Annotated in this window: 26 protein-coding genes; 12 read left to right on the top strand and 14 right to left on the bottom strand. The window is 61.9% G+C overall.

The annotated features are described in order from the left end of the window. Positions 1–3 precede the first annotated feature (3 nt). The 3 genes from DIC66_RS12305 to DIC66_RS12295 all read left to right on the top strand — a co-directional run bounded on the left by DIC66_RS12305 (position 4) and on the right by DIC66_RS12295 (position 4,167). A complete protein-coding gene (locus DIC66_RS12305; protein ID WP_117177561.1) occupies positions 4–3,192 on the top strand; it encodes a type I restriction endonuclease subunit R in 3,189 nt (1,062 codons plus the stop codon). A gap of 244 nt (positions 3,193–3,436) precedes the next feature. Beyond that, on the top strand, positions 3,437–3,661 hold the full coding sequence (locus tag DIC66_RS12300) for an HP1242/YdcH family protein (RefSeq protein WP_117177559.1): 225 nt from the start codon (positions 3,437–3,439) through the stop codon (positions 3,659–3,661). Positions 3,662–3,780: 119 nt separating this feature from the next. Then, complete coding sequence (locus DIC66_RS12295) at positions 3,781–4,167, top strand: response regulator (RefSeq protein ID WP_117177557.1); 387 nt, start codon at positions 3,781–3,783, stop codon at positions 4,165–4,167. Here DIC66_RS12295 and DIC66_RS12290 read toward each other — a convergent pair. Next, the gene (locus tag DIC66_RS12290; protein ID WP_233505894.1) at positions 4,160–5,881 is read right to left on the bottom strand and encodes a SulP family inorganic anion transporter; all 1,722 of its coding nucleotides are present in this window, start codon (positions 5,879–5,881) and stop codon (positions 4,160–4,162) included. The two genes, DIC66_RS12295 and DIC66_RS12290, sit on opposite strands and share 8 nt — an antisense overlap. A gap of 86 nt (positions 5,882–5,967) precedes the next feature. Between DIC66_RS12290 and DIC66_RS12285 the strand changes: the two genes are divergently transcribed. After that, positions 5,968–6,675, top strand: coding sequence for a phosphatase PAP2 family protein (locus DIC66_RS12285; RefSeq protein WP_117177555.1), 708 nt, complete (start codon positions 5,968–5,970; stop codon positions 6,673–6,675). Here the strand turns inward: DIC66_RS12285 and DIC66_RS12280 are convergent. Then, a complete protein-coding gene (locus DIC66_RS12280; RefSeq protein WP_117177552.1) occupies positions 6,645–7,556 on the bottom strand; it encodes an NAD-dependent epimerase/dehydratase family protein in 912 nt (303 codons plus the stop codon). The genes DIC66_RS12285 and DIC66_RS12280 overlap by 31 nt on opposite strands. Before the next feature lie 46 nt (positions 7,557–7,602). Between DIC66_RS12280 and DIC66_RS12275 the strand changes: the two genes are divergently transcribed. Further along, positions 7,603–8,649, top strand: coding sequence for a CDP-6-deoxy-delta-3,4-glucoseen reductase (locus DIC66_RS12275; protein WP_117177550.1), 1,047 nt, complete (start codon positions 7,603–7,605; stop codon positions 8,647–8,649). Between the two features lie 51 nt (positions 8,650–8,700). On the opposite strand, the gene DIC66_RS12270 is transcribed toward DIC66_RS12275, so the two are convergent. From DIC66_RS12270 to DIC66_RS12240, 7 genes are all read right to left on the bottom strand, one after another. Further along, complete coding sequence (locus DIC66_RS12270; protein WP_117177548.1) at positions 8,701–9,420, bottom strand: ABC transporter ATP-binding protein; 720 nt, start codon at positions 9,418–9,420, stop codon at positions 8,701–8,703. Positions 9,421–9,437: 17 nt separating this feature from the next. Next, on the bottom strand, positions 9,438–10,208 hold the full coding sequence (locus DIC66_RS12265; protein ID WP_117177546.1) for an ABC transporter ATP-binding protein: 771 nt from the start codon (positions 10,206–10,208) through the stop codon (positions 9,438–9,440). A 20-nt stretch (positions 10,209–10,228) separates the two neighbouring features. Continuing rightward, complete coding sequence (locus tag DIC66_RS12260) at positions 10,229–11,314, bottom strand: branched-chain amino acid ABC transporter permease (protein ID WP_117177544.1); 1,086 nt, start codon at positions 11,312–11,314, stop codon at positions 10,229–10,231. 12 nt (positions 11,315–11,326) lie between these two features. Beyond that, on the bottom strand, positions 11,327–12,256 hold the full coding sequence (locus DIC66_RS12255) for a branched-chain amino acid ABC transporter permease (protein ID WP_117177541.1): 930 nt from the start codon (positions 12,254–12,256) through the stop codon (positions 11,327–11,329). Between the two features lie 223 nt (positions 12,257–12,479). Beyond that, positions 12,480–13,796, bottom strand: a complete 1,317-nt coding sequence (locus DIC66_RS12250) for a replication-associated recombination protein A (RefSeq protein WP_117177539.1) — start codon at positions 13,794–13,796, stop codon at positions 12,480–12,482. Positions 13,797–13,811: 15 nt separating this feature from the next. Next, a complete protein-coding gene (gene lolA / locus DIC66_RS12245) occupies positions 13,812–14,447 on the bottom strand; it encodes an outer membrane lipoprotein periplasmic chaperone LolA (RefSeq protein WP_117177537.1) in 636 nt (211 codons plus the stop codon). Positions 14,448–14,451: 4 nt separating this feature from the next. After that, entirely contained in the window at positions 14,452–16,800 is a 2,349-nt protein-coding gene (locus tag DIC66_RS12240) for a DNA translocase FtsK (RefSeq protein WP_117177620.1), read from the bottom strand. A gap of 177 nt (positions 16,801–16,977) precedes the next feature. Between DIC66_RS12240 and trxB the strand changes: the two genes are divergently transcribed. From trxB to rpmG, 3 genes are all read left to right on the top strand, one after another. Beyond that, positions 16,978–17,928, top strand: a complete 951-nt coding sequence (gene trxB / locus DIC66_RS12235; RefSeq protein WP_117177535.1) for a thioredoxin-disulfide reductase — start codon at positions 16,978–16,980, stop codon at positions 17,926–17,928. Between the two features lie 195 nt (positions 17,929–18,123). Beyond that, a complete protein-coding gene (gene rpmB, locus DIC66_RS12230; protein ID WP_117177533.1) occupies positions 18,124–18,357 on the top strand; it encodes a 50S ribosomal protein L28 in 234 nt (77 codons plus the stop codon). Between the two features lie 11 nt (positions 18,358–18,368). Further along, positions 18,369–18,539 carry a 50S ribosomal protein L33 gene (gene rpmG, locus DIC66_RS12225; protein ID WP_011465453.1) on the top strand — a complete coding sequence of 57 codons (171 nt, stop codon included), beginning with the start codon at positions 18,369–18,371 and terminating at the stop codon, positions 18,537–18,539. Between the two features lie 400 nt (positions 18,540–18,939). Here rpmG and DIC66_RS12220 read toward each other — a convergent pair whose 3' ends face one another. Both DIC66_RS12220 and DIC66_RS12215 read right to left on the bottom strand, forming a co-directional pair. Then, positions 18,940–20,154, bottom strand: a complete 1,215-nt coding sequence (locus DIC66_RS12220; protein ID WP_117177531.1) for a DesA family fatty acid desaturase — start codon at positions 20,152–20,154, stop codon at positions 18,940–18,942. A 113-nt stretch (positions 20,155–20,267) separates the two neighbouring features. Next, positions 20,268–21,539 carry an RsmB/NOP family class I SAM-dependent RNA methyltransferase gene (locus tag DIC66_RS12215; RefSeq protein ID WP_117177529.1) on the bottom strand — a complete coding sequence of 424 codons (1,272 nt, stop codon included), beginning with the start codon at positions 21,537–21,539 and terminating at the stop codon, positions 20,268–20,270. Between the two features lie 16 nt (positions 21,540–21,555). On the opposite strand from DIC66_RS12215, the gene DIC66_RS12210 reads away from it, so the two are divergent. Further along, the gene (locus tag DIC66_RS12210; protein WP_117177527.1) at positions 21,556–21,810 is read left to right on the top strand and encodes a DUF1653 domain-containing protein; all 255 of its coding nucleotides are present in this window, start codon (positions 21,556–21,558) and stop codon (positions 21,808–21,810) included. Here DIC66_RS12210 and purN read toward each other — a convergent pair. Then, on the bottom strand, positions 21,796–22,389 hold the full coding sequence (purN, locus tag DIC66_RS12205; protein ID WP_117177525.1) for a phosphoribosylglycinamide formyltransferase: 594 nt from the start codon (positions 22,387–22,389) through the stop codon (positions 21,796–21,798). The genes DIC66_RS12210 and purN overlap by 15 nt on opposite strands. A 75-nt stretch (positions 22,390–22,464) precedes the next feature. On the opposite strand from purN, the gene DIC66_RS12200 reads away from it, so the two are divergent. Together DIC66_RS12200 and DIC66_RS23255 are read left to right on the top strand one after the other, a co-directional pair. Continuing rightward, a complete protein-coding gene (locus DIC66_RS12200) occupies positions 22,465–22,683 on the top strand; it encodes a DUF433 domain-containing protein (protein ID WP_117177523.1) in 219 nt (72 codons plus the stop codon). Beyond that, positions 22,680–22,880: a DUF5615 family PIN-like protein gene (locus DIC66_RS23255; protein ID WP_199534727.1), complete on the top strand. Its 201-nt coding sequence runs from the start codon at positions 22,680–22,682 to the stop codon at positions 22,878–22,880. The genes DIC66_RS12200 and DIC66_RS23255 overlap by 4 nt, the downstream gene beginning before the upstream one ends. 160 nt (positions 22,881–23,040) lie before the next feature. Here DIC66_RS23255 and DIC66_RS12190 read toward each other — a convergent pair whose 3' ends face one another. Then, on the bottom strand, positions 23,041–23,943 hold the full coding sequence (locus DIC66_RS12190) for a DNA ligase (protein ID WP_233505893.1): 903 nt from the start codon (positions 23,941–23,943) through the stop codon (positions 23,041–23,043). A 109-nt stretch (positions 23,944–24,052) separates the two neighbouring features. Further along, on the bottom strand, positions 24,053–24,610 hold the full coding sequence (locus tag DIC66_RS12185) for an HNH endonuclease (RefSeq protein ID WP_117177521.1): 558 nt from the start codon (positions 24,608–24,610) through the stop codon (positions 24,053–24,055). 174 nt (positions 24,611–24,784) lie between these two features. Here DIC66_RS12185 and DIC66_RS12180 point away from each other — a divergent pair, with 174 nt between their 5' ends. Then, positions 24,785–25,759 (top strand): bifunctional riboflavin kinase/FAD synthetase, encoded by a 975-nt coding sequence (locus DIC66_RS12180; RefSeq protein WP_117177616.1) that lies wholly within the window; start codon positions 24,785–24,787, stop codon positions 25,757–25,759. The last annotated feature ends 3 nt before the right edge of the window (positions 25,760–25,762 follow it).

The following is a 25,762-nucleotide window of genomic DNA, read 5'->3' as shown; positions in this document are numbered from 1 at the left end:
ACCATGAGTCCTCGCGCCTACACCGAAGACCAGTTGGTCGAGCAACCCGCCATTGGCCTGTTTGCCGACCTAGGCTGGCAAACGGTGTCGGCAATGGAAGAGACCTTTGGCGCCGCTGGCACCTTGGGGCGTGAGACCAAGGGCGAAGTGGTGCTGGCAACGCGCCTGCGCAAAGCCTTGGAACGTCTAAACTCCGCCTTGCCTGCCGAGGCCATCAACAACGCCATAGACGAAATCAGCCGTGACCGCTCGGCCATGTTGCTGGAAGCCGCCAACCGCGAGGTGTACCGGCTTCTGAAAGAAGGCATCACCGTCTCTGTGCCCGACCTGGAGCACGGCGGGCAGAAGACGGAGCGCCTGCGCGTGGCGGACTGGGACCAGCCAGAGAATAACGATTTCCTGCTGGTGAGCCAGTTCAGCGTGACGGGTGCGCTCTACACCTGCCGCCCCGATCTGGTGGGCTTTGTGAATGGCCTGCCCTGGGTGGTGATTGAACTCAAAAAGCCAGGGGTGCCCGCACGCGCCGCCTTCGATGAAAACCTGACCCACTACAAGCAGCAGATACCCAATCTGTTCTGGTTCAACGCGCTGATGATTGCCTCCAATGGCACGGACAGTCGCGTGGGCTCGCTCACGGCAGACTGGGGCCGTTGGGTGGAGTGGAAGCGCATTGCTCGCGAGGACGAGCCACGCCGAGTCTCCCTGGAGGTGATGTTGCGCGGCACCTGTGACCGCTCGCGCCTGCTGGACGTAGTGGAAAACTTCACACTGTTTTCGGAACACAAGGCCGGGCTGGTCAAGATCATTGCGCAGAACCACCAGTACCTGGGTGTCAACAACGCCATATCGTCCATGCTGGAGGCACGCAAGCTGGGCCACGGGCGCGGGGGCGTGTTCTGGCAGACACAGGGCAGCGGCAAGAGTTTTTCCATGGTGTTCTTTGCCCAGAAGGTGCTGCGCAAATTGGTGGGCAACTGGACCTTTGTGGTGGTGACCGACCGCGTGGAGTTGGACGAGCAGATTGCCAAGACCTTCAAGACCGTGGGTGCCGTCAGCGATGCCGAGGGCGATGCGTGCCATGCCAGCAGCGGCGCCGACTTGCGTGAGCTGCTGCGTGGAAACCACCGCTATGTGTTTACGCTGGTGCACAAGTTCCAGTCGCCAGAGTTGTTGTGCGACCGCTCGGATGTGATTGTGCTGACCGACGAGGCGCACCGCAGCCAGTACGACACACTGGCGTTGAACATGCGCGCGGCCTTGCCCCGTGCCATGTTCATGGCCTTTACCGGCACTCCGCTGATAGCAGGGGAAGAGCGCACCAAGGAAGTGTTTGGCGACTATGTGTCCATCTACGACTTCCAGCAGTCCATCGAAGATGGCGCCACTGTGCCGCTGTTCTATGAGAATCGCACACCCGAGCTGCAACTGGTTAACCCCGACCTGAATGACGACATCTACCAACTGATTGAAAGCGCCGACCTGGACCCCGAGCAGGAGGCCAAGCTGGAGCGCGAGTTGGGGCGGCAGTACCACCTGATTACCCGTGACGACCGCCTTGACACGGTGGCAAAAGACATCGTGCGGCACTTTCTGGGCCGGGGCTTTGTGGGCAAGGCCATGGTGGTGTCCATCGACAAGGCCACCGCGCTGCGCATGTACGACAAGGTGCGGCAGCATTGGCTGGTGGAAACCGCGCTGGTGGAGAAGGAGCTGGGGCAACTGGCCTATCTGCCAGTTGTTGATGGAATGAGTGCCGAGCTGGCGCAACGAGAGGCCCGCACGGCCGAGCTGAAGCAACGCCTATCGGTGCTGAACACCACCGACATGGCTGTGATCGTGTCACCTGGCCAGAACGAAATCCAGCAGATGCAGGAGCGGGGCCTGGACATAGCCGTGCACCGCAAGCGCATGAACGAGTCCAACCCCGGCCTGGACGAAAAGTTCAAGGACACCCAAGACCCGGTGCGGCTGGTGTTTGTCTGCGCCATGTGGCTGACCGGCTTTGATGCGCCAAGCTGTTCCACGGTGTACCTGGATAAGCCCATGCGCAACCACACGTTGATGCAGACCATTGCCAGGGCCAACCGGGTGTTCCCCGGCAAGCACAGCGGCCTGATCGTGGACTATGCGAATGTGTTCGCGTCGCTGGAAAAGGCGCTGGCAATTTACGGTGCGGGCAAGGACGGCACCAGCCCGGTACGGGACAAGGCGCAACTGGTGGCAGAACTTCGGCGCTCTGTCATGGACGCCACCACGTTTTGCGCTGCAAAGGGCGTGATGCTGGCCGCTATGGAGGAACTTGCAGGCGGTAGCCTGGAGCGGTTGCAGGCTGTGGCCGATGCCCTGAACGCCTTGATTTCGCCCGACCCCTTGCGCCGTGACTTCTTTGGCCATGAGCGGCTTGTCTCCACGCTCTACAAGGCCGTCAAGCCCGACCCTTCTGCCTTGGAATTCGCTAGCCGCGTGGCCTGCCTATCGACCATTGCCGAAGCCATACGCGCCAAGCTGAATCCGAACCCACCGGATATTTCCACGGTGCTGAGCGGCATCAACGACTTGCTGGACGCCTCTATCACCGGCCATGCCATCCGCGAGCAGGGGCCACCGGCGCTGGACCTCTCCAAAATCAACTTCGAGGCGCTGGCGCAGCGCTTCAGCCAGTCCAAGCACAAGAACACCGACCTGGAAGTGTTGAAGGCTGCCATCCGTGCCAAGCTGGAAAAGATGGTGGAACTCAACCGCACTCGCGCAGACTTCTCGGAAAAGTTCGAGGAGCTGATTGAGAGCTACAACGCAGGCAGCCGGACCATTGAGGCGCTGTACCAGGAACTGCTGGAGCTGAGCAACAGCCTCAACGACGAGGAGCACCGCCATGTGCGGGAGAACATGAGCGAGGAAGAATTGGTGATTTTTGACATTTTGACCAGACCCTCACCCGAGCTGGGCGCCGAGGAGCGGGCGGAGGTTAAGAAGGTTGCTAGGGAGTTGCTGGCGCGGCTCAAGGAACTGCTGGTGCTGAACTGGCGGCAGAAGTCTACGGCTCGATCGCAGTTGAAGTTGACCATTGAAGACACGCTGGATTCAGGATTGCCAAGAGCCTACACTCCAGAGGTGTACCGGGAAAAGTGCTCGGCGGTGTTTGAGCACGTGTACGAGAGCTACCCCGAGCGGGGCGCAGGCGTGTATGCTTGAAAGGCGCAAGCCGAGAGCGGAAGGTAAATCAAAATTCAGTGTCTAAAACGCCACATTTGGGTCACTTTCAAAATTGACGGTATTTTTGACGGTACCTTCATGGCTTGGTTCAAGGGAACCTAGTATCCATGCGGGCTGGCGTTTAGTTTGTGATTCCGGCCCCGGCACCACGGCTTCAAGCCATGGTTTCAAGCTTCTCAAGCGCGCACAATTACAACACCCGCTTATCCACAGGAGTTTCTTCATGTTCCCAGAATACCGTGACCTGATTACCCGCCTCAAAACCAGCGACCACCATTTTGGCCGCCTGTTTGACCAACACAATGATCTGGACCAGAAGATCAAAAACATGGAATCCCGCATCGAGGTGGCAAGCCATGAGGCCATCGAGGCGCTGAAAAAAGAAAAGCTGCTGCTCAAAGACCAGCTCTACGGCATCCTGCGCAAGGCCAGCGACGCCAACCCCTAACAAACTGCGCGCCGCACCGGCGCACATCTGCATGCACCAGTGTCCGCTGGTGCAGGCGGGACACCCCTCAGGTCGGCGACTTGCCGCACTTTATCGTTGATACTTGAGTCAGGAAACTTATGACTCAAATTCTCGTCGTCGATGACAACCCCATGATTCGTAAATTGCTGGGAATGGCTTTGAGTCGTCATTTCAGTGTGTGCGAGGCGCAGGACAGTGCGGCGGCCTTATCGGCGATACAGCGCAACAAGCCTGAGATCATCTTTCTGGACATCATGATGCCCAGTGCCAATGAAGGCCTGGACCTGCTGGACCGGTTGAAAAGCGACCCGCAAACCAAAGACATCTTGGTGGCCATGGTCACCAGCCGCGCCGACCCGGGCGACCGTGCACTGGCCATGGCCAAAGGTGCAGACGGCTTTTTCAGCAAACCTTTTCACCTCGATGCGATTACCCAATGGGCTGCAGAGCGACTGCGCCCACGAACTGGCACTGGCACTAAATAACGTAGAGGCCGGTATCCACCCGCCGTTCGGCCGCCAAGGTTTCGAACGCACTGTTGACCGACATGTGCACCTTGCCCGAGAGGGCTTTCCACAGCGGTGAATGCAGCAGGCGGTCTTGCACCGGTCCTTTGACTTCGGCCAGGTGCAGGCGTATGCCGCGCGCACTGAGATCGCGGTTCACATCGGTCAAGGCTTCCATGGCCGTGGTGTCCACCCGGTTCACTGCACTCATGATCAGCACCAGATCACAAATGCGCGCGTCTTTCATCAGCTCTGCAGACAGCCGCGCCTCAACCGCATTCAGGTTGCCGAAGAACAGACTTTCATCAATGCGCAGAAACAGTGCGCCCGGAATGGTCTCCACACCATGGCGCTCCACGTTGCGGAAGTGCTCGGTGCCCACGATGCGGCCAATCACGGCAATATGCGGCGTACTGGCCCGCACCAGCAGGGTCACCAGGGACAGGAGAATGCCGGTGGCTATGCCCAGCTCCAGCCCCAGCAGCAGCACCCCGGCCGCAGCGCCCAACAGGGCCAGCGCATCGGCACGGTCATAGTTCCAGGCCTGCACAAAGGCTTTCAGGTCAATCATGCTGATGGCGGCCACCACAATGCTGGCTGCCAGCACCGCCAATGGCAAACGTGCAAACCAGTGGGTGCCCGCCAGCACGATCAGCAGCATGCTGATCGCAGCCGACAGACTGGCCATGGGTGTGCGCGCACCGGCCGCCAGGTTGATGGCCGTGCGTGACAAGCCGCCGCCCACGGGCATGCCACTGTAAAAGGCGGCCACCACATTGGCCGCACCCAGGCCTACCAGTTCGCGGTTGGGCTCCAGACGCTCGCGGTACTTGGCAGCCAGCGCCTGACCCATGGTGATGTTCTGCACCGTGCCTATAAAAGCCATGATGAGGGCGGGCGCAAACAGTGTGCGCAAATCATCCAGGCCAGGCAGGAAGAAATGAATGCCGCCCAGCCCCTCCTTGATGGCGCCCACCACGGCCACCTGGTGCCGCGTATCAAGTTCCAGCGCCACCATGGCCACACTGGCCGTGGCCAGCACCACCAGGGGCATGACACGCACCCAGACCTCGGCCCGTTTGGTGTTCCAGCCCAGACGGCTGGCCAGCGGCACCAGGCCGTAACGCGAAAGCATCAGCCACAGCAAGGCGCTGATGCCCAGCGTCAGGGTGACCGGATTGGTCTGCTGCACATGCTCCAGCAGCGACAGCAAGGACTGCCAGCTGTTGCTGCCTGTGGCCTGCACACCCAGCAGAAATTTGAGCTGGCTGATGATGATCAGCACGGCCGAACCGGATATGAAGCCGCTGACCACCGGGCGACTGAGCAACTGCGACAAAAAGCCCAGGCGCAGAAAGCCAAAGGCCATGGTCATCAGGCCTGACAACAGGCACAGGCCAGCCGCCATGGTGATGTACTGCGGGCTGCCAGGCGCCATCAACGGGCTGAGCACCGCATAGGTCATGATGGAGGTGATGGCCACCGGCCCCAGGGCCTGCAGGCTGCTGCTGCCCAGCCAGATGTAGGCAATTACGGGCAGGATGCTGGCATACAGGCCGACCTGCGGCGGAAGGCCGGCCAGCAACGCATAGGCCAGACTTTGGGGAATGACCAGAATGGCAAGAATGGCGCCCGCCACGATATCGCTGGACAGGTTTTCACGCCGGTAATGGACAAGCCAGAGAGGTAACACGGATAGGGTGGCCCTTTTGGAATGGTGAGGCAGGTTAGCATAGCCCTTGTGATTCTTACCTTCTCCGCAACGACTGCCACCAGCCCATGACCGACCCCCTCCAGCCTGCGACACCTGCTACGGACACGCCCAGGCTTTTTATCGGGGTCATTGCCCTGTTTTTGCTGGCAGCGCTGGTGCCCACACTGTGGACGACACTGGACCTGCAGGCCGCCGCCCTGTTTGTCGGACCACAGGCCGCCATACCAGCCGGTGGCTGGTGGTGGGTGGTGTGGATCAATGCGCAGATACCCACCGTGTTTCGCTACTTCCTGCTGATCGCCTTCATGGGCTGGGTGGCCAGCCTGTTCATGGAGCGCTGGAAGGGCTGGCGCATGGCGCTTGCCTTTGTGGTGGTGGCGGGCATTCTGGGCCCAGGCGCCGTGGTGAACTGGGGCTTCAAGGACAACTGGCAGCGCGCCCGCCCCTACCAGGTGCAGGCCTTTGGCGGCACGCAAACCTTCAGCCGCGCAGCGGTGATGACCAACCAGTGCGATGCCAACTGCTCGTTTGTCAGCGGCCACGTGGCCTGTGGCGTGTTTCTGGTCTCCATCGGTCTGGTGCACCGCAGGCGCCAGCGCGTGTGGGCGGCCGTTGGTGTGGCCTCAGGGCTTGTGATCGGCTTTGCCCGCATGGCCGACGTGGCCCACTGGCTGAGCGACGTGCTGTGGGCCTTCCCCGTCACTATGGGCACCAGCTGGCTGGTGTGGAAGCTGATGCTGCTTTACCGCAGACCTTCGGCCACCGTCGGGTAGCGCAGGCGCAAGCCCAGCTCCTGCTTCATGCGCCGGTTCACCAGGCGGCGCGATTCACTCATGAAGCTCAGCAGCATCACGGGCAACTGCTGATTGGCGCTATCGCGTGCCACGCGCGGTGGCCGGGGCAACTGGTACAGGTCGGCGGCCAGATCAAAGTAGTCGCCCATCTTGAGCACCGTGTCATCGCTGATGTTGTAGCGGCGCTGTGGCCGCCCCTTCCAAAGGGAAGCAATGCAGGCACGCGCCAGGTCATCGGCCTGGATGTGGTTGGTAAACACATCGTCCTGGGCACACAGCACCGGCGTGCCTTTGTGCAGGCGCTCGCGCGGCGTGCCTCCATCGCGGTCCTTGGCGTAAATGCCGGGGATGCGCAGCAGCTGCACACTGGCCCCGGCCGAGCGGCCAAAGAAGCGCACCTGCGCTTCCGCATCCACCCGCCGGTGCGCGCGGGGCGTGATGGCCTGGCTGCTGCGGGTCTCATCCACCCAGGCCCCGCCACAGTCCCCATAGACACCGCTGGTGGAGCCATAGACCAATTGCACCGGTGCACCCCGCAGGCGCAAGGCGCGCAACAGATTGCGTATGCGCGGATCGGTCCATCCCTCGGATGGGGGTGGGGCCAGATAGACCACGCGGGTGGCCAGTCCCGCCACGCGTGACAGCGTGTTGGCCCGGTCCAGATTGCCAAGCAGCGGCACGATGCCCTGCTCGCGCAGCGCCTGCACACGGCTGGCAGAAGACGTCAGTGCCAGCACGCGGGTGCGAGGGACCAGGCCAGCAGCTACGCGCAGACCCACGTCACCGCAGCCCACAATGAGCACACGCTGGCGTCTGAAGCGTGCGGGCAGTGCACCGAGGGGGGTTTGGTTTGAAGGCACAATGGAAGGCTGCTAAAAGAATACAGCTCACAGGATACCCAAAAAGATGACGACAAACGCCGCAGGCACCACCAGCTACTCGGTCACCGTTCAACCCAGCGGCCGCACCTTCACGGTGGACCGCGATGAGGCCATCCTGCCCGCCGGCATACGCCAGGGCATCGGCCTGCCCTACGGCTGCAAGGATGGCGCGTGCGGCAGCTGCAAATGCAAGATGCTCTCGGGCACGGTGGTGCACGGAGCGCACCAGGAAAAGGCACTCACCGCTGAAGAAGCTGCAGCTGGCCTGATCCTGACCTGCTGCGCCGTGCCGCAGAGCGACTTGCTACTGGAGTCGCGCCAAGTGACCGAGGCCGGCGCGCTGCCCATCAAGAAGATGCCGGTGCGGGTTGCCAGCCTGGAAAAAAAATCTGCCGATGTGGTACTGATGAAGCTGCAACTGCCGGCCAACGATGCCTTTGTGTTCCGCGCTGGCCAGTACATTGAGTTCCTGCTGCGCGACGGCGCGCGGCGCAGCTACTCCATGGCCAATGCACCAACCGAAGGCGCACAAGTGGAACTGCACATACGCCACATGCCAGGCGGCAAGTTCACCGACCTGGTGTTTGGCAGCATGAAGGAAAAAGACATTCTGCGCATCGAAGGACCGTTTGGCTCCTTCTTCCTGCGCGAAGATTCGGACGCTCCCATCGTCCTGCTGGCATCAGGCACCGGCTTTGCACCCATCAAGGCCTTGCTGGAAAACATGCAGCAAAAAGGCATCACGCGCCCGAGCACACTGTACTGGGGTGGCCGCCGTCCGGGCGACTTGTACATGGACGCCTGGGTGCGTGACTTCGCCGCCGCCAACTCCTGGCTGAGCTATGTTCCGGTAGTGTCCGACGCCCTGCCAGAAGATGCCTGGAACGGGCGCACCGGCTTTGTCCACAAGGCCGTGCTGCAAGACCATGCGGACCTGTCGGCCCACCAGGTCTATGCCTGCGGGGCCCCGATTGTGGTGGACTCGGCCAAGAGGGATTTTTGCGCCAGTGCCGGCCTGCCAGAAGACAACTTCTTTGCCGACGCTTTCACCTCGGAAGCCGACAAGCAATAAAAAAAGCCACCCAGGGCGGGCCCCGGGTGGCTGGTCTCTGGATGCGACTGCTTATTCGCCGAGGTAAGCCGCGCGCACCTTGGGGTCGTTGAGCATTTCCTTGGCATCACCGCCCATGGTCACAATGCCGGACTCCATCACATAGCCGCGGTTGGCAATGCCCAAGGCACGGCTGGCGTTTTGCTCCACCAGCAGCACCGTCACGCCCTGCGCGTATACGTCCTTGATGACCTCGAAGATCTTGTCCACCATGATGGGAGAGAGGCCCATGGAGGGCTCGTCGAGCAGCAGCACCTTGGGGCGGCTCATGAGCGCGCGGCCCATGGCCAGCATCTGCTGCTCGCCGCCGGACATGGTGCCCGAAAGCTGGTCGCGCCGCTCTTTCAGGCGCGGGAAGATGGTGAAGACCTTGTCGATGTCGGCCAGGATGTCGGCCTTGTCGTCGCGGATGTAGGCACCCATCTGCAGGTTCTCGATGATGGTCATGCGGGTGAACACGCCGCGGCCTTCGGGCACCATGGCCAGGCCCTGCTTGACCAGATCCCAAGGGCCCTGGCCCTTGATGCTCTTGCCCAGGTACTGGATGTCGCCGGCCTTGATGGGCAGGGTGCCGGTGATGGCCTTCATGGTGGTGGTCTTGCCCGCACCGTTGGAGCCGATCAGCGAGACCAGCTCGCCCTCGTGCACTTCGAAGTCCACGCCCTTGACGGCCTGGATGCCGCCGTAGGCCACCTGCAGGCCCGTGACCTTGAGTAAAGTATTTGTAGTCATGTCTGTCCTTGGTGACCTTAGTGCCCGCTGGTGCCCAGATAGGCCTCAATCACTTTTTCATTCTTCTGCACATCGGCCGGTGTACCTTCGGCGATCTGCTTGCCGTAGTCGAGCACGGTGACGCGGTCACACAGGCCCATCACCAGCTTCACATCGTGCTCGATCAGCAGGATGGTGCGGTTGTCCTTGCGGATGCGGTCAATCAGCTCGCGCAGCATGACCTTCTCGGTGGCGTTCATGCCGGCGGCGGGCTCGTCCAGGGCGATGAGCTGCGGGTCGGTGGCCAGGGCGCGGGCAATCTCCAGGCGGCGCTGGTCGCCGTAGCTGAGTGTGCGGGCCTTGTAGTCGGTGAACTTGCCAATACCCACATAGTCCAGCAGCTCCTGCGCGCGCTGGGCGATTTCGGCCTCTTCCTTCTTGAAGCTCTTGGTGCGCAGCATGGCGCCCAGCAGTCCCGAATGGGTGCGAATGTGGCGGCCCACCATCACGTTCTCCAGCGCTGTCATCTCGGAGAACAGGCGGATGTTCTGGAAGGTGCGCGCAATGCCGGCCTTGGCCACCAGGTGCACGGCAGTGGGCTGGTAGGGCTTGCCCGCCAGCTCAAAGCTGCCACCGTCCGGCGTGTACAGGCCAGTGAGCACATTGAAGAAAGTGGTCTTGCCCGCGCCATTGGGCCCGATAAGCCCATAGACCTGGCCACGCTTGATGTTGATGCCCACGTCGCTCAGTGCCTGCAGGCCGCCGAAGCGCTTGGAAACGCCGGAGACGTTCAATACGGTATCTGTCATGTTGTTATTTCCCCGTGCTTTCAGGATTTAGCCGTCTGCAAGGACTTGCCATGCTCGGGCGAGGGCCACAGGCCGCGCGGACGCATCAGCATGATGGAGATCATGGCCAAAGCAATCAGCAACTGGCGCAGGATGGAGGCATCCAGGCGCCCGCCGGTAGCGGCCTGCAGGGGGCCGGCCACGTAGCGCAGCACTTCGGGCAGGGCCGAGAGCAGCACCGCACCCAGGATCACGCCGGGCAGATGCCCCACGCCACCCAGCACCACCATGGCCACAATCATCACCGACTCCATCAGCGTGAAGGATTCCGGAGAGATGAAGCCCTGGAAGGCGCCAAACATCACACCCGACACACCGCCAAAGGTGGCGCCCATGCCGAAGGCCAGCAGCTTCATGTTGCGGGTGTTGATGCCCATGGCCTTGGCGGCGATTTCGTCTTCACGGATGGCCATCCAGGCGCGCCCCACACGGGACACCTCCAGACGGTGGCAGATCACGATGCTGACCAGCACCAGGGCCAGGAACAGGTAGTAGTACAGGGTCACCGAGGCCACCACAAAGTCACCGATCATCAGCTTCTTGCCCAGGTCCAGGCCGAAGAAGTGCAACGAGTCGATCTGGTTGATGCCCTTGGGGCCGTTGGTGATGTTGACCGGCGCATCCAGGTTGTTCAGGAACACGCGGATGATTTCGCCAAAGCCCAGGGTCACGATGGCCAGGTAGTCACCGCGCAGGCGCAAAGTGGGTGCGCCCAGCAGCACGCCAAACAGGCCCGCAATACCCGCGCCCACCGGAATGATCACCCACAACGGCGTGTGCAGCCCCTCCGGGAACATGGCTGCAAAGGCCGGGAAGGTTTCTGCCAGGTGGGGCGAGGCACCCAGCCCGTAGGCGTAGGCGCCAATGGCGAAGAAGGCCACATAGCCCAGGTCCAGCAGACCGGCATAGCCCACCACGATGTTCAGGCCCAGCGAGAGCAGCACATAGAGCAGGGCCATGTCGGCAATGCGCACCCAGGCATTGCCAAAGCTTTGCAGCATCAGCGGCAGCACCAGCAGCGCAATGGCGGTGGCGATAAAGGCGAGGATTTTCTTTTGTTGTGTCATGTCGGTCGCTCCTCAGGCACGGTCTGCAACGCGTTCGCCCAGCAGGCCCGAGGGCCGCAAGGTCAGCACCACGATGAGCACGATGAAGGCAAAAATGTCGGAGTAATGGCTTCCCAGCACGCCGCCGGTGAGGTCACCGATGTAACCCGCACCGATAGACTCGATGAGGCCCAGCAGAAGCGCACCCACCACTGCACCAGCCAGGTTGCCGATGCCGCCGAACACGGCTGCGGTAAAGGCCTTGAGGCCAGGCAGGAAGCCCATGGCGTGTTGGGCCGTGCCGTAGTTGGAGGCATACATCACGCCGGCAATGGCTGCCAGGATGGCGCCAATGATGAAGGTGGCCGAGATCACCATGTCGGGCTTCACACCCATGAGGCCGGCCACACGGGGATTTTCTGCCGTGGCCCGCATGGCACGGCCCAGCTTGGTGTAGTTGACCACCCACATCAGCAAGGCCAGCGACACGGCGGTCACGCCCAGGATCATCACCTGGGTGGGGGTGATCACCGCGCCCAGGACGTCAATCGGCGTGCTGGGCAACAGGGTGGGGTAGGACTTGTAGTTGGGCTTCCAGATGATCATGGCCAGCGTTTGCAGCAGGATGGACATGCCGATGGCGGTGATCAGGGGCGCAAGCTTGGGGCTGTTGCGCAGTGGGCGGTAGGCCACTTTTTCGATCACGAAATTGAGGGAGGCGGCCACCACACAGGCGATCACCAGGGCAATCAGCAGAATCACGGCGCCCGGTGTACCCGGCATGGACTCCTGCATCAGGCCGATGATGGTCCAACTCGTCAGGGCCCCGACCATCATCACCTCGCCGTGGGCGAAGTTGATCAGGTTGATGATGCCGTACACCATGGTGTAGCCGAGCGCAATGAGCGCATACATGCTCCCCAGCACCAGACCGTTGATGATCTGCTGTACCAATATATCCATAAAACTTATCTCCGATTTGTGGCCGGCGCCTGGTCCAACAAGCTGTTTTTGCATTTTGTTGACAAGCGGCTCGGCCTTGTGGGCTCTACCAGTTTCCTAAGCAAGAAACTCGCCACGTACGATTCCGTGGCGCTTGGGTGTGGCGGATTGTACCGACGCCAAGGGGCGATTCAGGTGGCGTTCCGGGGGGGTTTACCCTCGCGGTGCCGCTTCTCAAGCCTCATTAGCCGCCCTTATGTTTCTTTTCGTTGAGGGCATGCAAATTGCGCATCTTCTCGGCAATGCGGATCTCCAGTCCTCGCTCCACCGGCTGGTACAGGCGCAGGTCCTGCAGGCCGTCCGGCAGGTATTGCTCACCGGCGGCGAAGCCGCCCTCCTCGTCGTGCGCGTAGCGGTAACCCTTGCCGTAGTCGAGCTCCTTCATCAGCTTGGTGGGCGCGTTGCGCAGGTGCATGGGCACCGGCCGGGTGCCGTCCTTTTTGATGAAAGCTTTGGCCGCGTTGTAGGCCTTGTAGACCGCATTCGACTTGGGCGCCACGGCCAGGTAGACCACGCATTCAGCTAGCGCCAGTTCGCCCTCGGGCGTGCCCAGGCGCTCATACACATCGGCGGCGTCCAGCGCCAGGCGCAGGGCACGCGGGTCGGCCAGACCGATGTCTTCACTGGCCATGCGGATCAGGCGCCTGGCCATGTAGCGCGGGTCGGCACCGCCATCGAGCATGCGCACAAACCAGTACAGCGCGGCATCCGGGTCCGAGCCGCGCACGCTTTTGTGCAGGGCCGAGATGGTGTCGTAAAACTGTTCGCCACCCTTGTCGTAGCGGCGCATGCGCTCACCCAGCACCTTGAGCAGCCAGATGTCGGTGATCTGCTCGGTCTTCTCCTGCATGGCGGCAATGGCCAGGGTCTCCAGGGTGTTGAGCAGGCGCCGGGCATCGCCATCAGCATAGGCAATCAGCCGGTCCACGGCTGCGGCTTCAACCGGGGGAATGGCGCTTTGCGCCAGGGCCTTGTCCACAATGTGCTGCAGGTCTTCGGCACTGAGCGGCTGCAGCACATACACGGCAGCACGTGATAGCAGGGCCGAGTTGACCTCGAAGGACGGGTTCTCGGTGGTGGCGCCTATGAAAGTGAACAGGCCGCTTTCCACATGCGGCAGGAAGGCATCCTGCTGGCTTTTGTTGAAGCGGTGCACCTCGTCCACAAACACGATGGTGTGGCGCTGCTCCAGGCCGTCACGCGCAATTTGCGCCTGCTCCACCGCCTCGCGGATGTCCTTCACACCACCCAGCACGGCGCTGATGGTGATGAACTGCGCATCGAAGGCATCGGCCATCAGGCGCGCGATGGTGGTCTTGCCTGTGCCCGGCGGCCCCCACAGGATGCAACTGTGCGGCTGGCCCGACTCAAAGGCCAGGCGCAGCGCCATGCCCTCGCCCAGCAAATGCTGCTGGCCTATCACCTCGCCCAGGTTCTTGGGGCGCAGGCGCTCGGCCAGAGGCTGGTGCGCGGGTTTGTGCTTGGACGGTGCCTGTGCCATAGGGTGGCAGAAATGCTATTGCTGGATCAGGTCCGCGCCGGGCGGCGGTTTGAACTGGAACACCGAAGCCTCCAGCGGCGTGTTGACGCGCAGACTGGCAAAGCTCATGACCGAGCGCTGGCCAAAGCTGTCCACGATTTCCAGTGCGGCCAAATCAGCGCCCTTGAAGCCCACACGCACCGACTGCAGCATGCCTTCCTTGGCCTTGGGGCTGGCCAGCACCCATTCCAGGCCGTCCTTGTCGGGCGCTGCCGCCAGGACAAAGTCGGCTTGCAAGGCCTTGATGTCAGCGGCCGAGGCGATGAGTGCGGCCGGGCTGGAGGCCAGCACGGAGGACTGCTTGCGCGAGGTCACCTGGTTCAGGTCCACGTCATACAGCCACAGGGTCTGGCCGTCGGCGACTATGGTTTGCTCGAACGGCTTGCGGTAAATAAACCGGAAGCGGTTGGGGCGCGAGAACTCGAAGGTTCCGCTGGAGGTTTTGCTGCGTGCGGCCTGGCCTTCCTTGGCCGGAGCGGTCACCACCTGGGTGAATTCGGCGCGGCCGGTTTTGGCGGTCTTGACGAACTGCTCCAGGCTGTCCAGCCCGGAGGCCTGGGCCAGGCTGGCACACAGGGCCAACATAGCAACAACAATTTTTTGTTTGAACATGGGTTTACTCGTTGCGGGCCGGAACCAGAATATCGCGCTGGCCGCTGGTGCTCATGGCGCTGACCAGGCCGGCGTTCTCCATGTCTTCCACCAGGCGCGCGGCGCGGTTGTAGCCAATCTTCAAATGCCGCTGCACCAGCGAGATGCTGGCCTTGCGGTTCTTCAGCACCACTTCCACGGCCTGGTCGTACATCGGGTCTTTTTCACCCGAGGTGTCACCCGCGCCGCCACCGTTGCCATCGTCCCCGTCCACCGTGCCGCCTTCGAGCAGGCCTTCCACATAATTGGGCTCGCCCTGCTCTTTCAGGTAGCTCACCACGCGGTGCACTTCCTCGTCGCTGACAAAGGCACCGTGCACGCGAATCGGCAGGCCAGTACCGCTGGGCATGTAAAGCATGTCACCCATGCCCAGCAGTGCCTCGGCACCCATCTGGTCGAGGATGGTGCGGCTGTCGATCTTGCTGGACACCTGGAAGGCGATGCGGGTCGGGATGTTGGCCTTGATCAGGCCGGTGATCACATCCACGCTGGGGCGCTGTGTGGCCAGAATCAGATGGATGCCAGCGGCGCGCGCCTTTTGTGCCAGGCGCGCAATCAGCTCTTCAATCTTCTTGCCCACCACCATCATCAGGTCGGCCAGCTCGTCGATCACCACCACAATGTGCGGCAGGCGCTCCAGGGGCTCGGGCTCTCCGGGTGTCAGGCTGAAGGGGTTGTAGATGAACTCGCCTTTGGCCTTGGCCTCGTCGATCTTGGTGTTGTAACCGGCCAGATTGCGCACGCCCATTTTGCTGAGCAGCTTGTAGCGGCGCTCCATTTCCATCACGCACCAGTTCAGCCCGTTGGCCGCCTGCTTCATGTCGGTGACCACGGGCGCCAGCAGGTGCGGTATGCCCTCGTACACCGACATTTCCAGCATCTTGGGGTCGATCATCAAGAGGCGCACATCGCGCGCCTCGGCCTTGTAGAGCAGGCTCAGAATCATGGCGTTGATACCCACCGACTTGCCCGAGCCGGTGGTACCGGCCACCAGCACGTGGGGCATCTTGGCCAGATCGGCCACGATGGGGTTGCCGATGATGTCTTTGCCCAAGCCCATGGTCAGCAGGGACTTGGCCTCGTTGTAGACCTGCGAACCCAAAATTTCGGCCAGGCGGATGCTTTGGCGCTTGGCATTGGGCAGTTCCAGCGCCATGTAGTTCTTGCCAGGAATGGTTTCCACCACGCGGATAGATACCAGGCTGAGCGAACGCGCCAAATCCTTGGCCAGGCCGACGATTTGCGAGCCCTTCACGCCGGTGGCGGGTTCGATCTCGTAGCGGGTGATCACCGGCCCGGGCTGGGCCAGCACCACGCGGGCTTCCACACCAAAGTCCTTGAGCCGCTTCTCAATCATGCGGCTGGTCATCTCCAGGGTGTCGGGCGACACGGTCTCTTGGCGCAGCAGCGCTTCGTCCAGCAGGGCCACCTGCGGCAGCTTGCTGTCGGGCATGTCGATGAACAGCGGCTTTTGCCGCTCCTTGGCAACGCGGGTACTCTGTGCGGCTTCCAGGTGCACGGGCTGCTCGATGATGACGGGCGGAGCGTGGTGCTGGATGATTTCTTCGCGCTCTTCGAACACCACTTCCTCGCGCTCACGCATGGCCTGCTGGCCGATTTCCATGTCCTGTGCCATCTCGCGCTTTTCGCGCTGCTGCTCGATAAACGAATACGCCCAGGCACCCAGCCGCTCGGCCACCTGCATCCAGGAGAAGCGGAACACCAGGGCACACCCCGCCACGCCCAGCACAATGGCCACCAGACCAGAACCTGCAAAGCCCAGCCAGCGCACACTCCAGGCCCCCAACATTTGACCCAGCACGCCACCACTGTGTCCGGGCAGCAGGGTCTCAAAACGGTACATGCGGCTCCACTCCAGCGTGCTGCTCGCATAGAGCAGCAGGGCCAGGCCCAACCAGAAGGTCCAGCGGTGGTGCTGCACACCGTTCTCACCCGAGGCGGCCTGTGGTGCGTCAGAAGGCAAGGCGTCGCCACGCAGGCGCTGTGCCAGCAGTGACAACCATTGGCGCACAGCCACAGCCAGGCACCACCAGACCGAATAGCCCAGCAGGAAATAGCTCATGTCGGCAATCCAGGCACCCAGGCGCCCGGCGCGATTGAGCACAGCAGCACCCGAACCCGAGGTGGACCAGGCGGCATCCTGTGGCGAATAGCTCAGCATGGCCAGCAGCCAGACGGCCACCAGCACAAACCCGGTGACCAGTGCCATTTCATTGGCAAAGCGGGCAAAACCAGTGGGCGTGGCAGCAGGGCGTGGCCCGGAAGAGGAAAGCGTATGGAGCGAATATGTCATGTAAAAAACCAGTGCCTGCAAGCTTACCCCAAGCAATGGCTGCACCCCAAGCGGGCCGGGCCACCCCGACACCCGCCTGTTCCCGCCCTTGAAGCAGGCCCATATGCTCCTATTTACAATGCAGGCCTGGGCAGCAAGCACCCTTGTCCCCCAGCACCCCTTCTTTGAAAGCACCCCATGTCCGCATCCAAACACGCCAAGGTCCTGATTCTGGGATCCGGCCCCGCAGGCTACACCGCCGCCATCTATGCCGCCCGCGCCAACCTCAGCCCCATGCTGGTGACCGGCATTGCCCAGGGCGGCCAGCTCATGACCACCACCGAAGTGGACAACTGGCCCGCCGATGTGAACGGCGTGCAGGGCCCTGAATTGATGCAGCGTTTTCTGGAACATGCCGAGCGCTTCAAGACCGACATCGTGTTCGACCACATCCACACCGTGGACCTGTCCAAGCGCCCGTTCACGCTCCAGGGTGATACAGACACTTACACCTGCGACAGCCTGATCTTGGCCACCGGCGCCTCCGCCAAGTACCTGGGCCTGCCCTCCGAGACCGCCTTCATGGGCCGCGGCGTCTCCGGCTGCGCGACCTGCGACGGCTTCTTCTACCGTGAAGAGGTGTGCTGCGTGGTGGGCGGCGGCAATACCGCCGTGGAAGAGGCGCTGTACCTCTCCAACATCGCCAAGAAGGTGTATCTGGTGCACCGCCGCGACAAGTTCAAGGCCGAGGCCATCCTGATCGACAAGCTGATGGACAAGGTGGCTGCCGGCAAGATCGAACTCAAGACCTTTGCCACGCTGGATGAAGTGCTGGGTGATGCTTCGGGCGTGACCGGCATCCGCCTGAAAAGCACGGTGGACGGCAGCACCGAAGACCTGACCCTCAAGGGCTGCTTCATTGCCATCGGCCACGCGCCCAATTCCGAGATCTTCAATGGCCAACTGGAAATGAACAGCGGCTACCTGATCACCAAGGGCGGCCTCAACGGCTTTGCCACCATGACCAGCGTGCCCGGCGTGTTTGCCGCTGGCGACGTGGCCGACCATGTGTACCGCCAGGCCATCACCAGCGCCGGCACCGGCTGCATGGCAGCGCTCGACGCACAGCGTTTCCTGGAACAGGAATAAGCACGCAACTGGCCCCAAGGGGCCGGTTGCGCAATCAGGCTATAATCAGCGGCTTTGCTGGCAACAGCACAGGGTTACCGCCACCCTTTTTCTTGGCGAGGTCAGGCTAGAGCGAGATCGGACAACGTGCAGACCTTAGCGGTTGCGCAAGTTGTTTTGATCGCCAGTGATAGCTGTTTATATCGGAGTGTCCTCATGGCACGCGTATGTGAAGTAACGGGCAAAGGCCCCATGGTCGGGAACAATGTTTCCCACGCCAACAACAAAACCAAGCGCCGGTTCCTGCCGAACCTGCAATACCGCCGTTTCTGGGTCGAGTCAGAAAACCGTTGGATCCGCCTGCGGATTTCGAACGCTGGTCTGCGTTTGATCGACAAGAACGGTATTGATGTTGTGCTCGCAGATCTGCGCGCACGTGGCCAAGCTTAAGGAGTAGCACCATGGCAACCAAAGGCGGACGCGAAAAAATCAAGCTTGAATCTACAGCTGGCACTGGTCACTTCTACACCACCAGCAAGAACAAGAAAACCATGCCCGAGAAGATGCTGATCAAGAAATTTGATCCCAAGGCTCGCAAGCATGTGGACTACAAGGAAATGAAGCTGAAGTAATTCAGTTTTTTCTCCAGTAAGAAGGCCCGCTGTATGCGGGCTTTTTTACGCCTGGTGTTTTTTTGGTGACGTTGTTTCTTGCGCTGCGGCTTTAGTAGCGTTGTTGCTTGCGCTGCGGAAGGGCTGGCTTGGGTAGCTTCCTCATAGCGGAGTACCGCAAATCGTCAGCCACCCAAGCCAGCCCTCCCGCGGACCATTGGTGCTGCATGACCCAAACACAATAGACAGTGCTCGTGGTTATCGGATTTAGCCTTAGGTATTGCAATGCACCGCGAGCCAATGACCGGCGGGGGATGGGGTGTCGGTATGGGCCGATTTCTGGTACTCCAGTATGAGGCCCATACCGACACCCCATCCCCCGCCCGATAGAAGTGCCTTAAAAAGACACAGACATAAAAACCTAAACCCGAGCCGCCCGCAACCGCAGAGAAAACTCGCGCAAAGTAGAAATACCGCTCTCTTCAGCCCGGTGACACCAGCCCTGCAGGTCCAGCGTCAACTGGTCGCGCGACACATGGGTGTTGAGCCACAGTTGGCGCAGTTCCTCCCGCATGGTCACCATCTTGGTGAGCACGGGTGAGGCGGCCAGGGCCTTGGCCAATTCTGGCGCTACGGATGCAGGGACTTTTTCTTCATCACGGTGCATCCAGCGCTTGGCCGCCTTGATCACGGCGGCATCGGCGCTACGGGTCTTCATGGCTTCAAACTCTTCGCGGGCAGCCTGGCGCACACCCTTGGCGTAACCGGCCATGATTTCGTAGCGGTTGGCAATCAGCGCTTCGAGCGTCTTCTCATCGGCCACAGGGCGGATGTCGCCATAGGCGGCCTTGGGCGGTGTCTTCTTCACGCGCGCCAGACCTGCCATCTGCATCAGGCTGATGTACATCCAGCCAATGTCGAACTCGTAGGGCTTAACCGAGAGCTTGGCCGAGGTGGGATAGGTGTGGTGGTTGTTGTGCAGTTCTTCACCGGCAATCAGGATGCCCCAGGGCGAGATGTTGGTGCTGGCATCCGGCGCCTCGAAATTGCGATAACCCCAGTAGTGGCCCGCGCCATTGATGATGCCCGCGGCCATGATCGGCGTCCAGGCCATTTGCAGGGCCCACACAGACAGACCGGCGGCGCCAAACAGACTCAGGTCGATGATCATCATCAGGCCCACACCCTGCCACGAGAAGCGCGTGTACAGATTGCGCTCCAGCCAGTCATTGGGTGTTCCGTGCCCGTAGCGGGCCAGAGTTTCCTGGTTCATGGACTCGGCGCGGTAGAGTTCGGCGCCCCGTGTCAGCACCGTCTTGATGCCGTAGACATGGGGGCTGTGCGGGTCATCGGGCTGCTCGCACTTGGCGTGGTGCTTGCGGTGGATGGAGGCCCACTCCTTGGTCACCTGGCCGGTGGTCAGCCACAGCCAGAAGCGGAAGAAATGGGAGGCGATGGGGTGCAGGTCGAGCGCGCGGTGGGCCTGGTGGCGGTGCAGAAACACGGTGACGCTGATCATGGTGATGTGCGTAACAGCCAGGGCAAACAACACAATCTGCCACCAGCTCCAGGAGAGCACTCCGTGCGACAGCCACTCGATTGCTGCGTTCAGCACGGTCCAGTCAGGTAACAACATACTTCCACCCATTTATATAAAAATAATGTGCTTGGGGCGCTCGCCTCAAACCAACGATGCAGAGTGCTATTTTAAGTGGCAAGGGGCTGCTGGCAAGCAGCGTTTTCCCTGCCCTATTTCCTTTGCCAGACGGCAGCAAAAAAGCCGTCTGTCTCATGTAGATGAGGCCACAAGCGCAAATACAACTGGCCGTCCTCACCGCCGCTGCACAGCTTGGCCGCATCGCTCACCTTCAGGCCGGTCAGCACTTCTCCCACAGACATCGGCACAAAGTCCGGATTGGCCGCGCTAAAGGCTTCGGCAATGGCTTCGTTCTCTTGGGGCAACACGCTGCAGGTGGCGTACACCAGGCGCCCGCCGCTTTTGAGCAGGCGCGCAGCACTTTGCAGAATGGCTGCTTGCTTCACTGCCATTTCTTCCACGGTCTGCAGGTTCTGGCGCCATTTCAGGTCGGGGTTGCGGCGCAGTGTGCCCATGCCGGTGCACGGTGCATCCACCAGCACGCGGTCGATCTTGCCCGACAGGCGCTTGACGCGCTCGTCGCGCTCATGCGCGATGGCCGCAGGGTGCACGTTGGACAGGCCACTGCGGGCCTGGCGCGGCTTGAAGGAATCCAGGCGGTGTGCCGACGTGTCAAAGGCGTACAGGCGCCCGGTGCTGCGCATGGCCGCACCCAGGGCCAGGGTCTTGCCGCCAGCTCCAGCGCAAAAGTCCACCACCATCTCGCTGCGCTTGGCATCCACCAGCATGGCCAGCAGTTGGGAGCCTTCGTCCTGCACCTCAAAGTCGCCGCGGGTAAAGGCTTCCATCTTGTTCAGGGCCGGGCGGCCAGCAATGCGCAGACCCCAGGGCGAGTACGGCGTGGGCACGGCCTTTATGCCGGCCTGAGCCAGTTCTTTCTGGATGTCGGAACGCTTGGCCTTGAAGTCGTTCACGCGCAGGTCCAGCCCCGCACCTTTATTCAGACTCTCCACCAGCGGCCAGAAGCCCGCACCCACCTGTTCCTTGAGGGGCTGCACCAGCCACTCGGGCAGGTTGTGGCGGTGGCGCTCCATCAGGTCAGCCGGGTCTACTTTTTCACAGGCATCGAGCCAGCGCACTTCCTGGTCGGTGAGCGCACTGCGCAGAAAATCACCAGGGCCGTAAAAGCCCAGGATGGCCAGACGCCGCTCCTTGGGGCCGCTGCCCGAGGGAGCCAGGTGGTCAAAGAGCTGCTTTTTGCGCAGCACGGTGTACACCGTCTCGGCCATGGTGGCCCGCTCGCGCGGCCCCAGGCCGCGGTTGTCGCGGAAGAAACGGGCCACAATGGCGTCAGCCGGATGGTCGAATTTAAGAGTGAGCCTGACCAATTCGGCGCAGGCGTCCAACAAAGCTTTTGGGTGCATAGCCCTCCATTGTCCCATGACCATAGAAAACCTCCCCACACTGATCATCACACCGCCTGGTTTGTACCGGCATTACAAGGGCAATCTCTACCAGGTCATTGACACCGTGCGCCATAGCGAGACGCTGGAACCCCTGACCCTGTACCGGGCGCTGTACGGCGAACACGGCCTGTGGGTGCGCCCGGCCGCGATGTTTTTGGAAGAGATCGAATTCCAGGGCGTGCGCCAGCCGCGCTTTGCCAAGGTGGCCGAAGGCTCAGTGCCCCTCTAGCAAGCGCGCAAGCGCCCGCGGATAAATCAGGTGCTCCTGCGTGAGCACGCGCGCCGCCAATGTGTCCGCAGTGTCGTCTGGCAGCACAGGCACCACCGCCTGTTCCAGGATGGGCCCATGGTCCAGTTCGGCCGTCACCAGGTGCACGGTGGCACCGGCAAACTGGACGCCCGCATCGATGGCGCGCTGGTGCGTGTGCAGCCCGGTGAAGGCTGGCAGCAGCGAGGGATGGATATTCGTCAGCCGTCCGGCAAAGCGCTCCACAAAGGCAGGGGTGAGGATGCGCATGAAGCCCGCCAGTACCACCAAGGCGGGCTGCTCTGGCGTGTCGTAGCGTGCAATCAAATCGCCCAGCGCGGCATCAAAGGCTTCGCGACTGGGGTAGGACTTGTGGTCCAGGACCTCGGTGGCAATACCTTGGGCGCGGGCAAAGTCCAGACCCTTCGCATCCGCCTTGTTGCTGATCACCAGCGCCACCTTGGCACCGTAGCGCTTGGCCCAGTGTTCGCGCTCGGCCGTGCGCACCACAGCCGCCATATTGGAGCCGCCGCCGGAAATCAGGATGACAATGTTTTTCATGTGCGGGGATTTTGTCATGGCGGGCGGCTTTGCCTAGAATGCTCTTTCAACCCAGTGACCAGCAAAGGATGCGACATGAGCCGAATTACCTTGGAGCCAGGTAAACGAGGTGGACGCCCTTGCGTGCGGGGGCTGCGCATCACCGTCTACGACGTGCTCACCATGTTGTCCGACGGCATGACACACAAGGAAATACTGGAAGACTTTCCCGAACTGGTGGAAGAGGACATATTGGCAGTTTTGGCCTATGCAGCCAATCGGGAACATTCCATTGCATCGCTCAAACTGCAATGAAGCTGTTGCTGGACGAAAACCTGTCACGCAGGCTGGTTCCTTTTTTGCAACACGCCCACCCGGAGTCCAGCCAAGTTACTTTGCTGGGTATAGAGTCGGCGGACGATGCCAGCATTTGGCAACTGGCTAAAGATCAGGGCTACACCATCGTCACCCGTGACTCGGATTTTCAGGAACTGACCTTGGTCTGGGGCTAGCCGCCGCAGGTCATTTGGCTCAAGACCCGCAACCAAAGCCGCGCAGCTACCTTGAAGGTGCTCTTGGACAACGCGGATGCCATCCACGCCGCATTGGTGGACGACAAGGCACCTTCCATCGAAATTACGGGCTGACACAAGCAGACCCACGGGGACTGGCCTATTCCGCCGCCCTCACCCGCAAAAAGCTCGCGAACTTGGGCAGCCCTGTAACCGTCCTGTCCCGGTAACGGTAGGTCACCACCGAACCCACCGCAGGCGGGTTGGCGCGGTCGGCATCACTGAAGCCGGTGCCGAGCGCGAAGCGTTGGCCGTCCGGGGTTTGCAGCAGCAGCGCGCCCATGCGGCCTTGGTATTTGCCGCGGCCTGCCACGTGAGCCAGCACTGTGCCCTCCTCGTCAGACTGGACTTTCAGCTTGCGCAGGGCCTCGCTGCGCCCTGGCATCCACAAGGCGTCGGCGCGGTGCAGCACCAGGCCTTCGCCGCCTCCTGCAACCACTTTCTTCAAACGTGCTTGGAGTGCTGCGGCATCGGGCACAGTGGTTTGGGCCACGGCCTGCAGCCAGGGTTGGGCTGTTGCGGCCAACAGGTCGGCAAGGTACGAGGCGCGCTGGGCAAACGGGCGGCGGTCATGCGGCAAGTCAAACACCATGTAACGCAGGGTGCGCCATTCGGCGTCCACCGGTACGTCCTTGCGCACAGCGCCGGACAACGCATCAAAGCTGCGCCACCCCGCCCACAGTTCACCATCGAGCGAGATGGCAGGCAAGGACGCCAGAAACCAGGCGGGTGCGGCAATGGGCCTGCCGCTGCGAAAGCGCAGCGTGCTGCCGTCCCACAAGGCCCGCACACCATCGAGCTTTTCGCTCACCAGGTAGTCGGCGGGGTGGAGGCGGGCTTGCCAGGGCGTGGCCAGCATGGCATCCACACTCGATGTGGCAGTGGCTGCATGAGCTTGCGGCCGTGGTAACACCGTGGCAAAAGGCAGTACCAGACCGGCGTGCAGCAGTGCACGGCGGCCAAGCATCAGGGGATCAAAAGCAGTTGAATCAGCGGTGGACATGGGTGAGTGAACTCCAGCAAATGGATGCACTCCCTGTCGACTGAAAAAACCGGCCACTTGGGGCCGGTGCGCGGTCCAAGCGCCGCGACGATGAAGAGACCTGTGGCCGCTAAACCAGCAGCCGCGAAGACCGTGGCACATGCGCCATCAGGAACTCCATCTGGTCGGCCAGGATGCGGCGGTTCCGCAAAATAAAGTCTTCCCACAGGCTGGGCACATAGGGCGTGTAGAGCAGCGGCATGTTGGCCTGCTCGGGCGTGCGGCTGCTCTTGCGGTGGTTGCAGGGGCGGCAGGCCGTGACCACATTCATCCAGGTGTCTATGCCTTTCTGGGCAAAGGGAATGATGTGCTCGCGCGTCAGGTCGGTCTCGTGGAAATGGCCACCGCAGTAGGCGCAGACGTTGCGGTCGCGGATGAACAGCTTGCCGTTGGTGAGGCCCGGGCGCAGGTTGAAGGGGTTGATGTTGGGCACACCGCGCGTGCCGATGATGCTGTTGACGCGGATGATGGACTGCTGCCCGGTGCGCGCGTTGTGCCCGCCATGGAACACGGCCACTTCGGCACCCGACTCCCAGCGCACCTCGTTTGCAGCATAGTGGATCACCGCCTGTTCCAGCGTAATCCAGGACTGCGGAAGCCCCTGGGCCGACAACTTCAAGACTTTCACTCAAGACCTCCATCAACGGTTAAAACCACCAATACGGACTGCAAATGTCAGGTGCGCCCCTCTCAAGACCGGCTTGAGGCTGCGCTAAGCGACAATATACAGGGTTTCCATGACAACTTCGCTTCACAGGCCGTGCCCAAGGGCGCTGCCTGCTATCAAAAAGATAACGACTCCATGAAGGTTTTTCGCGGCTTCAAGCACCCCGGCGTGGCCCGGGCCTGCGCCCTGACGGTTGGCAACTTTGACGGCGTACACCGGGGCCACCAGGCCATGCTCTCCCTACTGCGCGGCGAGGCAGCCCAGCGCGGCGTGCCCAGTTGCGTGCTGACCTTCGAGCCCCATCCACGCGATTTCTTCGCGGCGGTTCAGAACAAGCCCGACCTGGCGCCCGCACGCGTAGGCACCTTGCGCGACAAGCTGGTGGACCTGGGCAATTGCGGTGTGGACCAGACCATCGTGCTGCCCTTCGATGCGCGGCTGGCGGGCCTGTCGCCCGAGGCTTTTGTGCAGGACGTGCTGATCCGTGGCCTGGGCACGCGCTACATCCTGGTGGGCGACGACTTCCGCTTTGGTGCCAAGCGCGCGGGCGACTACGCCACGCTGGACACGCTGGGCGAGAGCTACGGCTTCGATGTGGCGCGCATGAACTCCTATGAGGTGCACCGCCTGCGCGTCTCCAGCTCGGCTGTGCGCCAGGCTCTGGGAGAGGGCCGCATGCAGGATGCAGCGCGCCTGCTGGGCCGCCCCTACTGCATCTCCGGCCACGTGGTGCACGGGCGCAAGCTGGGCCGCACGCTGGGCTTCAAGACATTGAACCTGCGCTTTGCGCACTGGAAGCCCGCCGCCAGCGGCATCTTTGTGGTGCTGGTGCACGGCCTGTCGGACGCGCCTCTGCGTGGCGTGGCCAACCTGGGCGTGCGCCCCTCGATTGACCCCAATGACGTGAATGGTGGGCGCGTGCTGCTGGAGACGCATTGCCTGGACTGGCCCGAGGCCCTGGGGGCCGAGGGGGCCTACGGTAAAATCATCCGGGTGGAACTTTTGCACAAACTGCACGACGAGTTGAAATACGATGGTCTGGACGCCTTGACCCAAGGCATACGCCGCGACTGTGACGACGCACGTGCCTGGCTTGCCAGCCGAATTTGACGG

The sequence above is a fragment of the Rhodoferax lacus genome, assembly GCF_003415675.1.
Taxonomy (GTDB): Bacteria; Pseudomonadota; Gammaproteobacteria; order Burkholderiales; family Burkholderiaceae_C; genus Allorhodoferax; species Allorhodoferax lacus.
This window is presented reverse-complemented; position numbering and strand designations above follow the sequence as displayed.

Bases quoted from the DNA above. Each gene is read 5' to 3' on its own strand.
- DIC66_RS12305 (WP_117177561.1), top strand. From the start codon at position 4: ATGAGTCCTCGCGCCTACACCGAAGACCAGTTGGTCGAGCAACCCGCC.
- DIC66_RS12300 (WP_117177559.1), top strand. From the start codon at position 3,437: ATGTTCCCAGAATACCGTGACCTGATTACCCGCCTCAAAACCAGCGAC.
- DIC66_RS12295 (WP_117177557.1), top strand. From the start codon at position 3,781: ATGACTCAAATTCTCGTCGTCGATGACAACCCCATGATTCGTAAATTG.
- DIC66_RS12285 (WP_117177555.1), top strand. From the start codon at position 5,968: ATGACCGACCCCCTCCAGCCTGCGACACCTGCTACGGACACGCCCAGG.
- DIC66_RS12275 (WP_117177550.1), top strand. From the start codon at position 7,603: ATGACGACAAACGCCGCAGGCACCACCAGCTACTCGGTCACCGTTCAA.
- DIC66_RS12270 (WP_117177548.1), bottom strand. From the start codon at position 9,420: ATGACTACAAATACTTTACTCAAGGTCACGGGCCTGCAGGTGGCCTAC.
- DIC66_RS12265 (WP_117177546.1), bottom strand. From the start codon at position 10,208: ATGACAGATACCGTATTGAACGTCTCCGGCGTTTCCAAGCGCTTCGGC.
- DIC66_RS12260 (WP_117177544.1), bottom strand. From the start codon at position 11,314: ATGACACAACAAAAGAAAATCCTCGCCTTTATCGCCACCGCCATTGCG.
- DIC66_RS12255 (WP_117177541.1), bottom strand. From the start codon at position 12,256: ATGGATATATTGGTACAGCAGATCATCAACGGTCTGGTGCTGGGGAGC.
- DIC66_RS12250 (WP_117177539.1), bottom strand. From the start codon at position 13,796: ATGGCACAGGCACCGTCCAAGCACAAACCCGCGCACCAGCCTCTGGCC.
- lolA (WP_117177537.1), bottom strand. From the start codon at position 14,447: ATGTTCAAACAAAAAATTGTTGTTGCTATGTTGGCCCTGTGTGCCAGC.
- DIC66_RS12240 (WP_117177620.1), bottom strand. From the start codon at position 16,800: ATGACATATTCGCTCCATACGCTTTCCTCTTCCGGGCCACGCCCTGCT.
- trxB (WP_117177535.1), top strand. From the start codon at position 16,978: ATGTCCGCATCCAAACACGCCAAGGTCCTGATTCTGGGATCCGGCCCC.
- rpmB (WP_117177533.1), top strand. From the start codon at position 18,124: ATGGCACGCGTATGTGAAGTAACGGGCAAAGGCCCCATGGTCGGGAAC.
- rpmG (WP_011465453.1), top strand. From the start codon at position 18,369: ATGGCAACCAAAGGCGGACGCGAAAAAATCAAGCTTGAATCTACAGCT.
- DIC66_RS12220 (WP_117177531.1), bottom strand. From the start codon at position 20,154: ATGTTGTTACCTGACTGGACCGTGCTGAACGCAGCAATCGAGTGGCTG.
- DIC66_RS12215 (WP_117177529.1), bottom strand. From the start codon at position 21,539: ATGCACCCAAAAGCTTTGTTGGACGCCTGCGCCGAATTGGTCAGGCTC.
- DIC66_RS12210 (WP_117177527.1), top strand. From the start codon at position 21,556: ATGACCATAGAAAACCTCCCCACACTGATCATCACACCGCCTGGTTTG.
- purN (WP_117177525.1), bottom strand. From the start codon at position 22,389: ATGAAAAACATTGTCATCCTGATTTCCGGCGGCGGCTCCAATATGGCG.
- DIC66_RS12200 (WP_117177523.1), top strand. From the start codon at position 22,465: ATGAGCCGAATTACCTTGGAGCCAGGTAAACGAGGTGGACGCCCTTGC.
- DIC66_RS23255 (WP_199534727.1), top strand. From the start codon at position 22,680: ATGAAGCTGTTGCTGGACGAAAACCTGTCACGCAGGCTGGTTCCTTTT.
- DIC66_RS12190 (WP_233505893.1), bottom strand. From the start codon at position 23,943: ATGTCCACCGCTGATTCAACTGCTTTTGATCCCCTGATGCTTGGCCGC.
- DIC66_RS12180 (WP_117177616.1), top strand. From the start codon at position 24,785: ATGAAGGTTTTTCGCGGCTTCAAGCACCCCGGCGTGGCCCGGGCCTGC.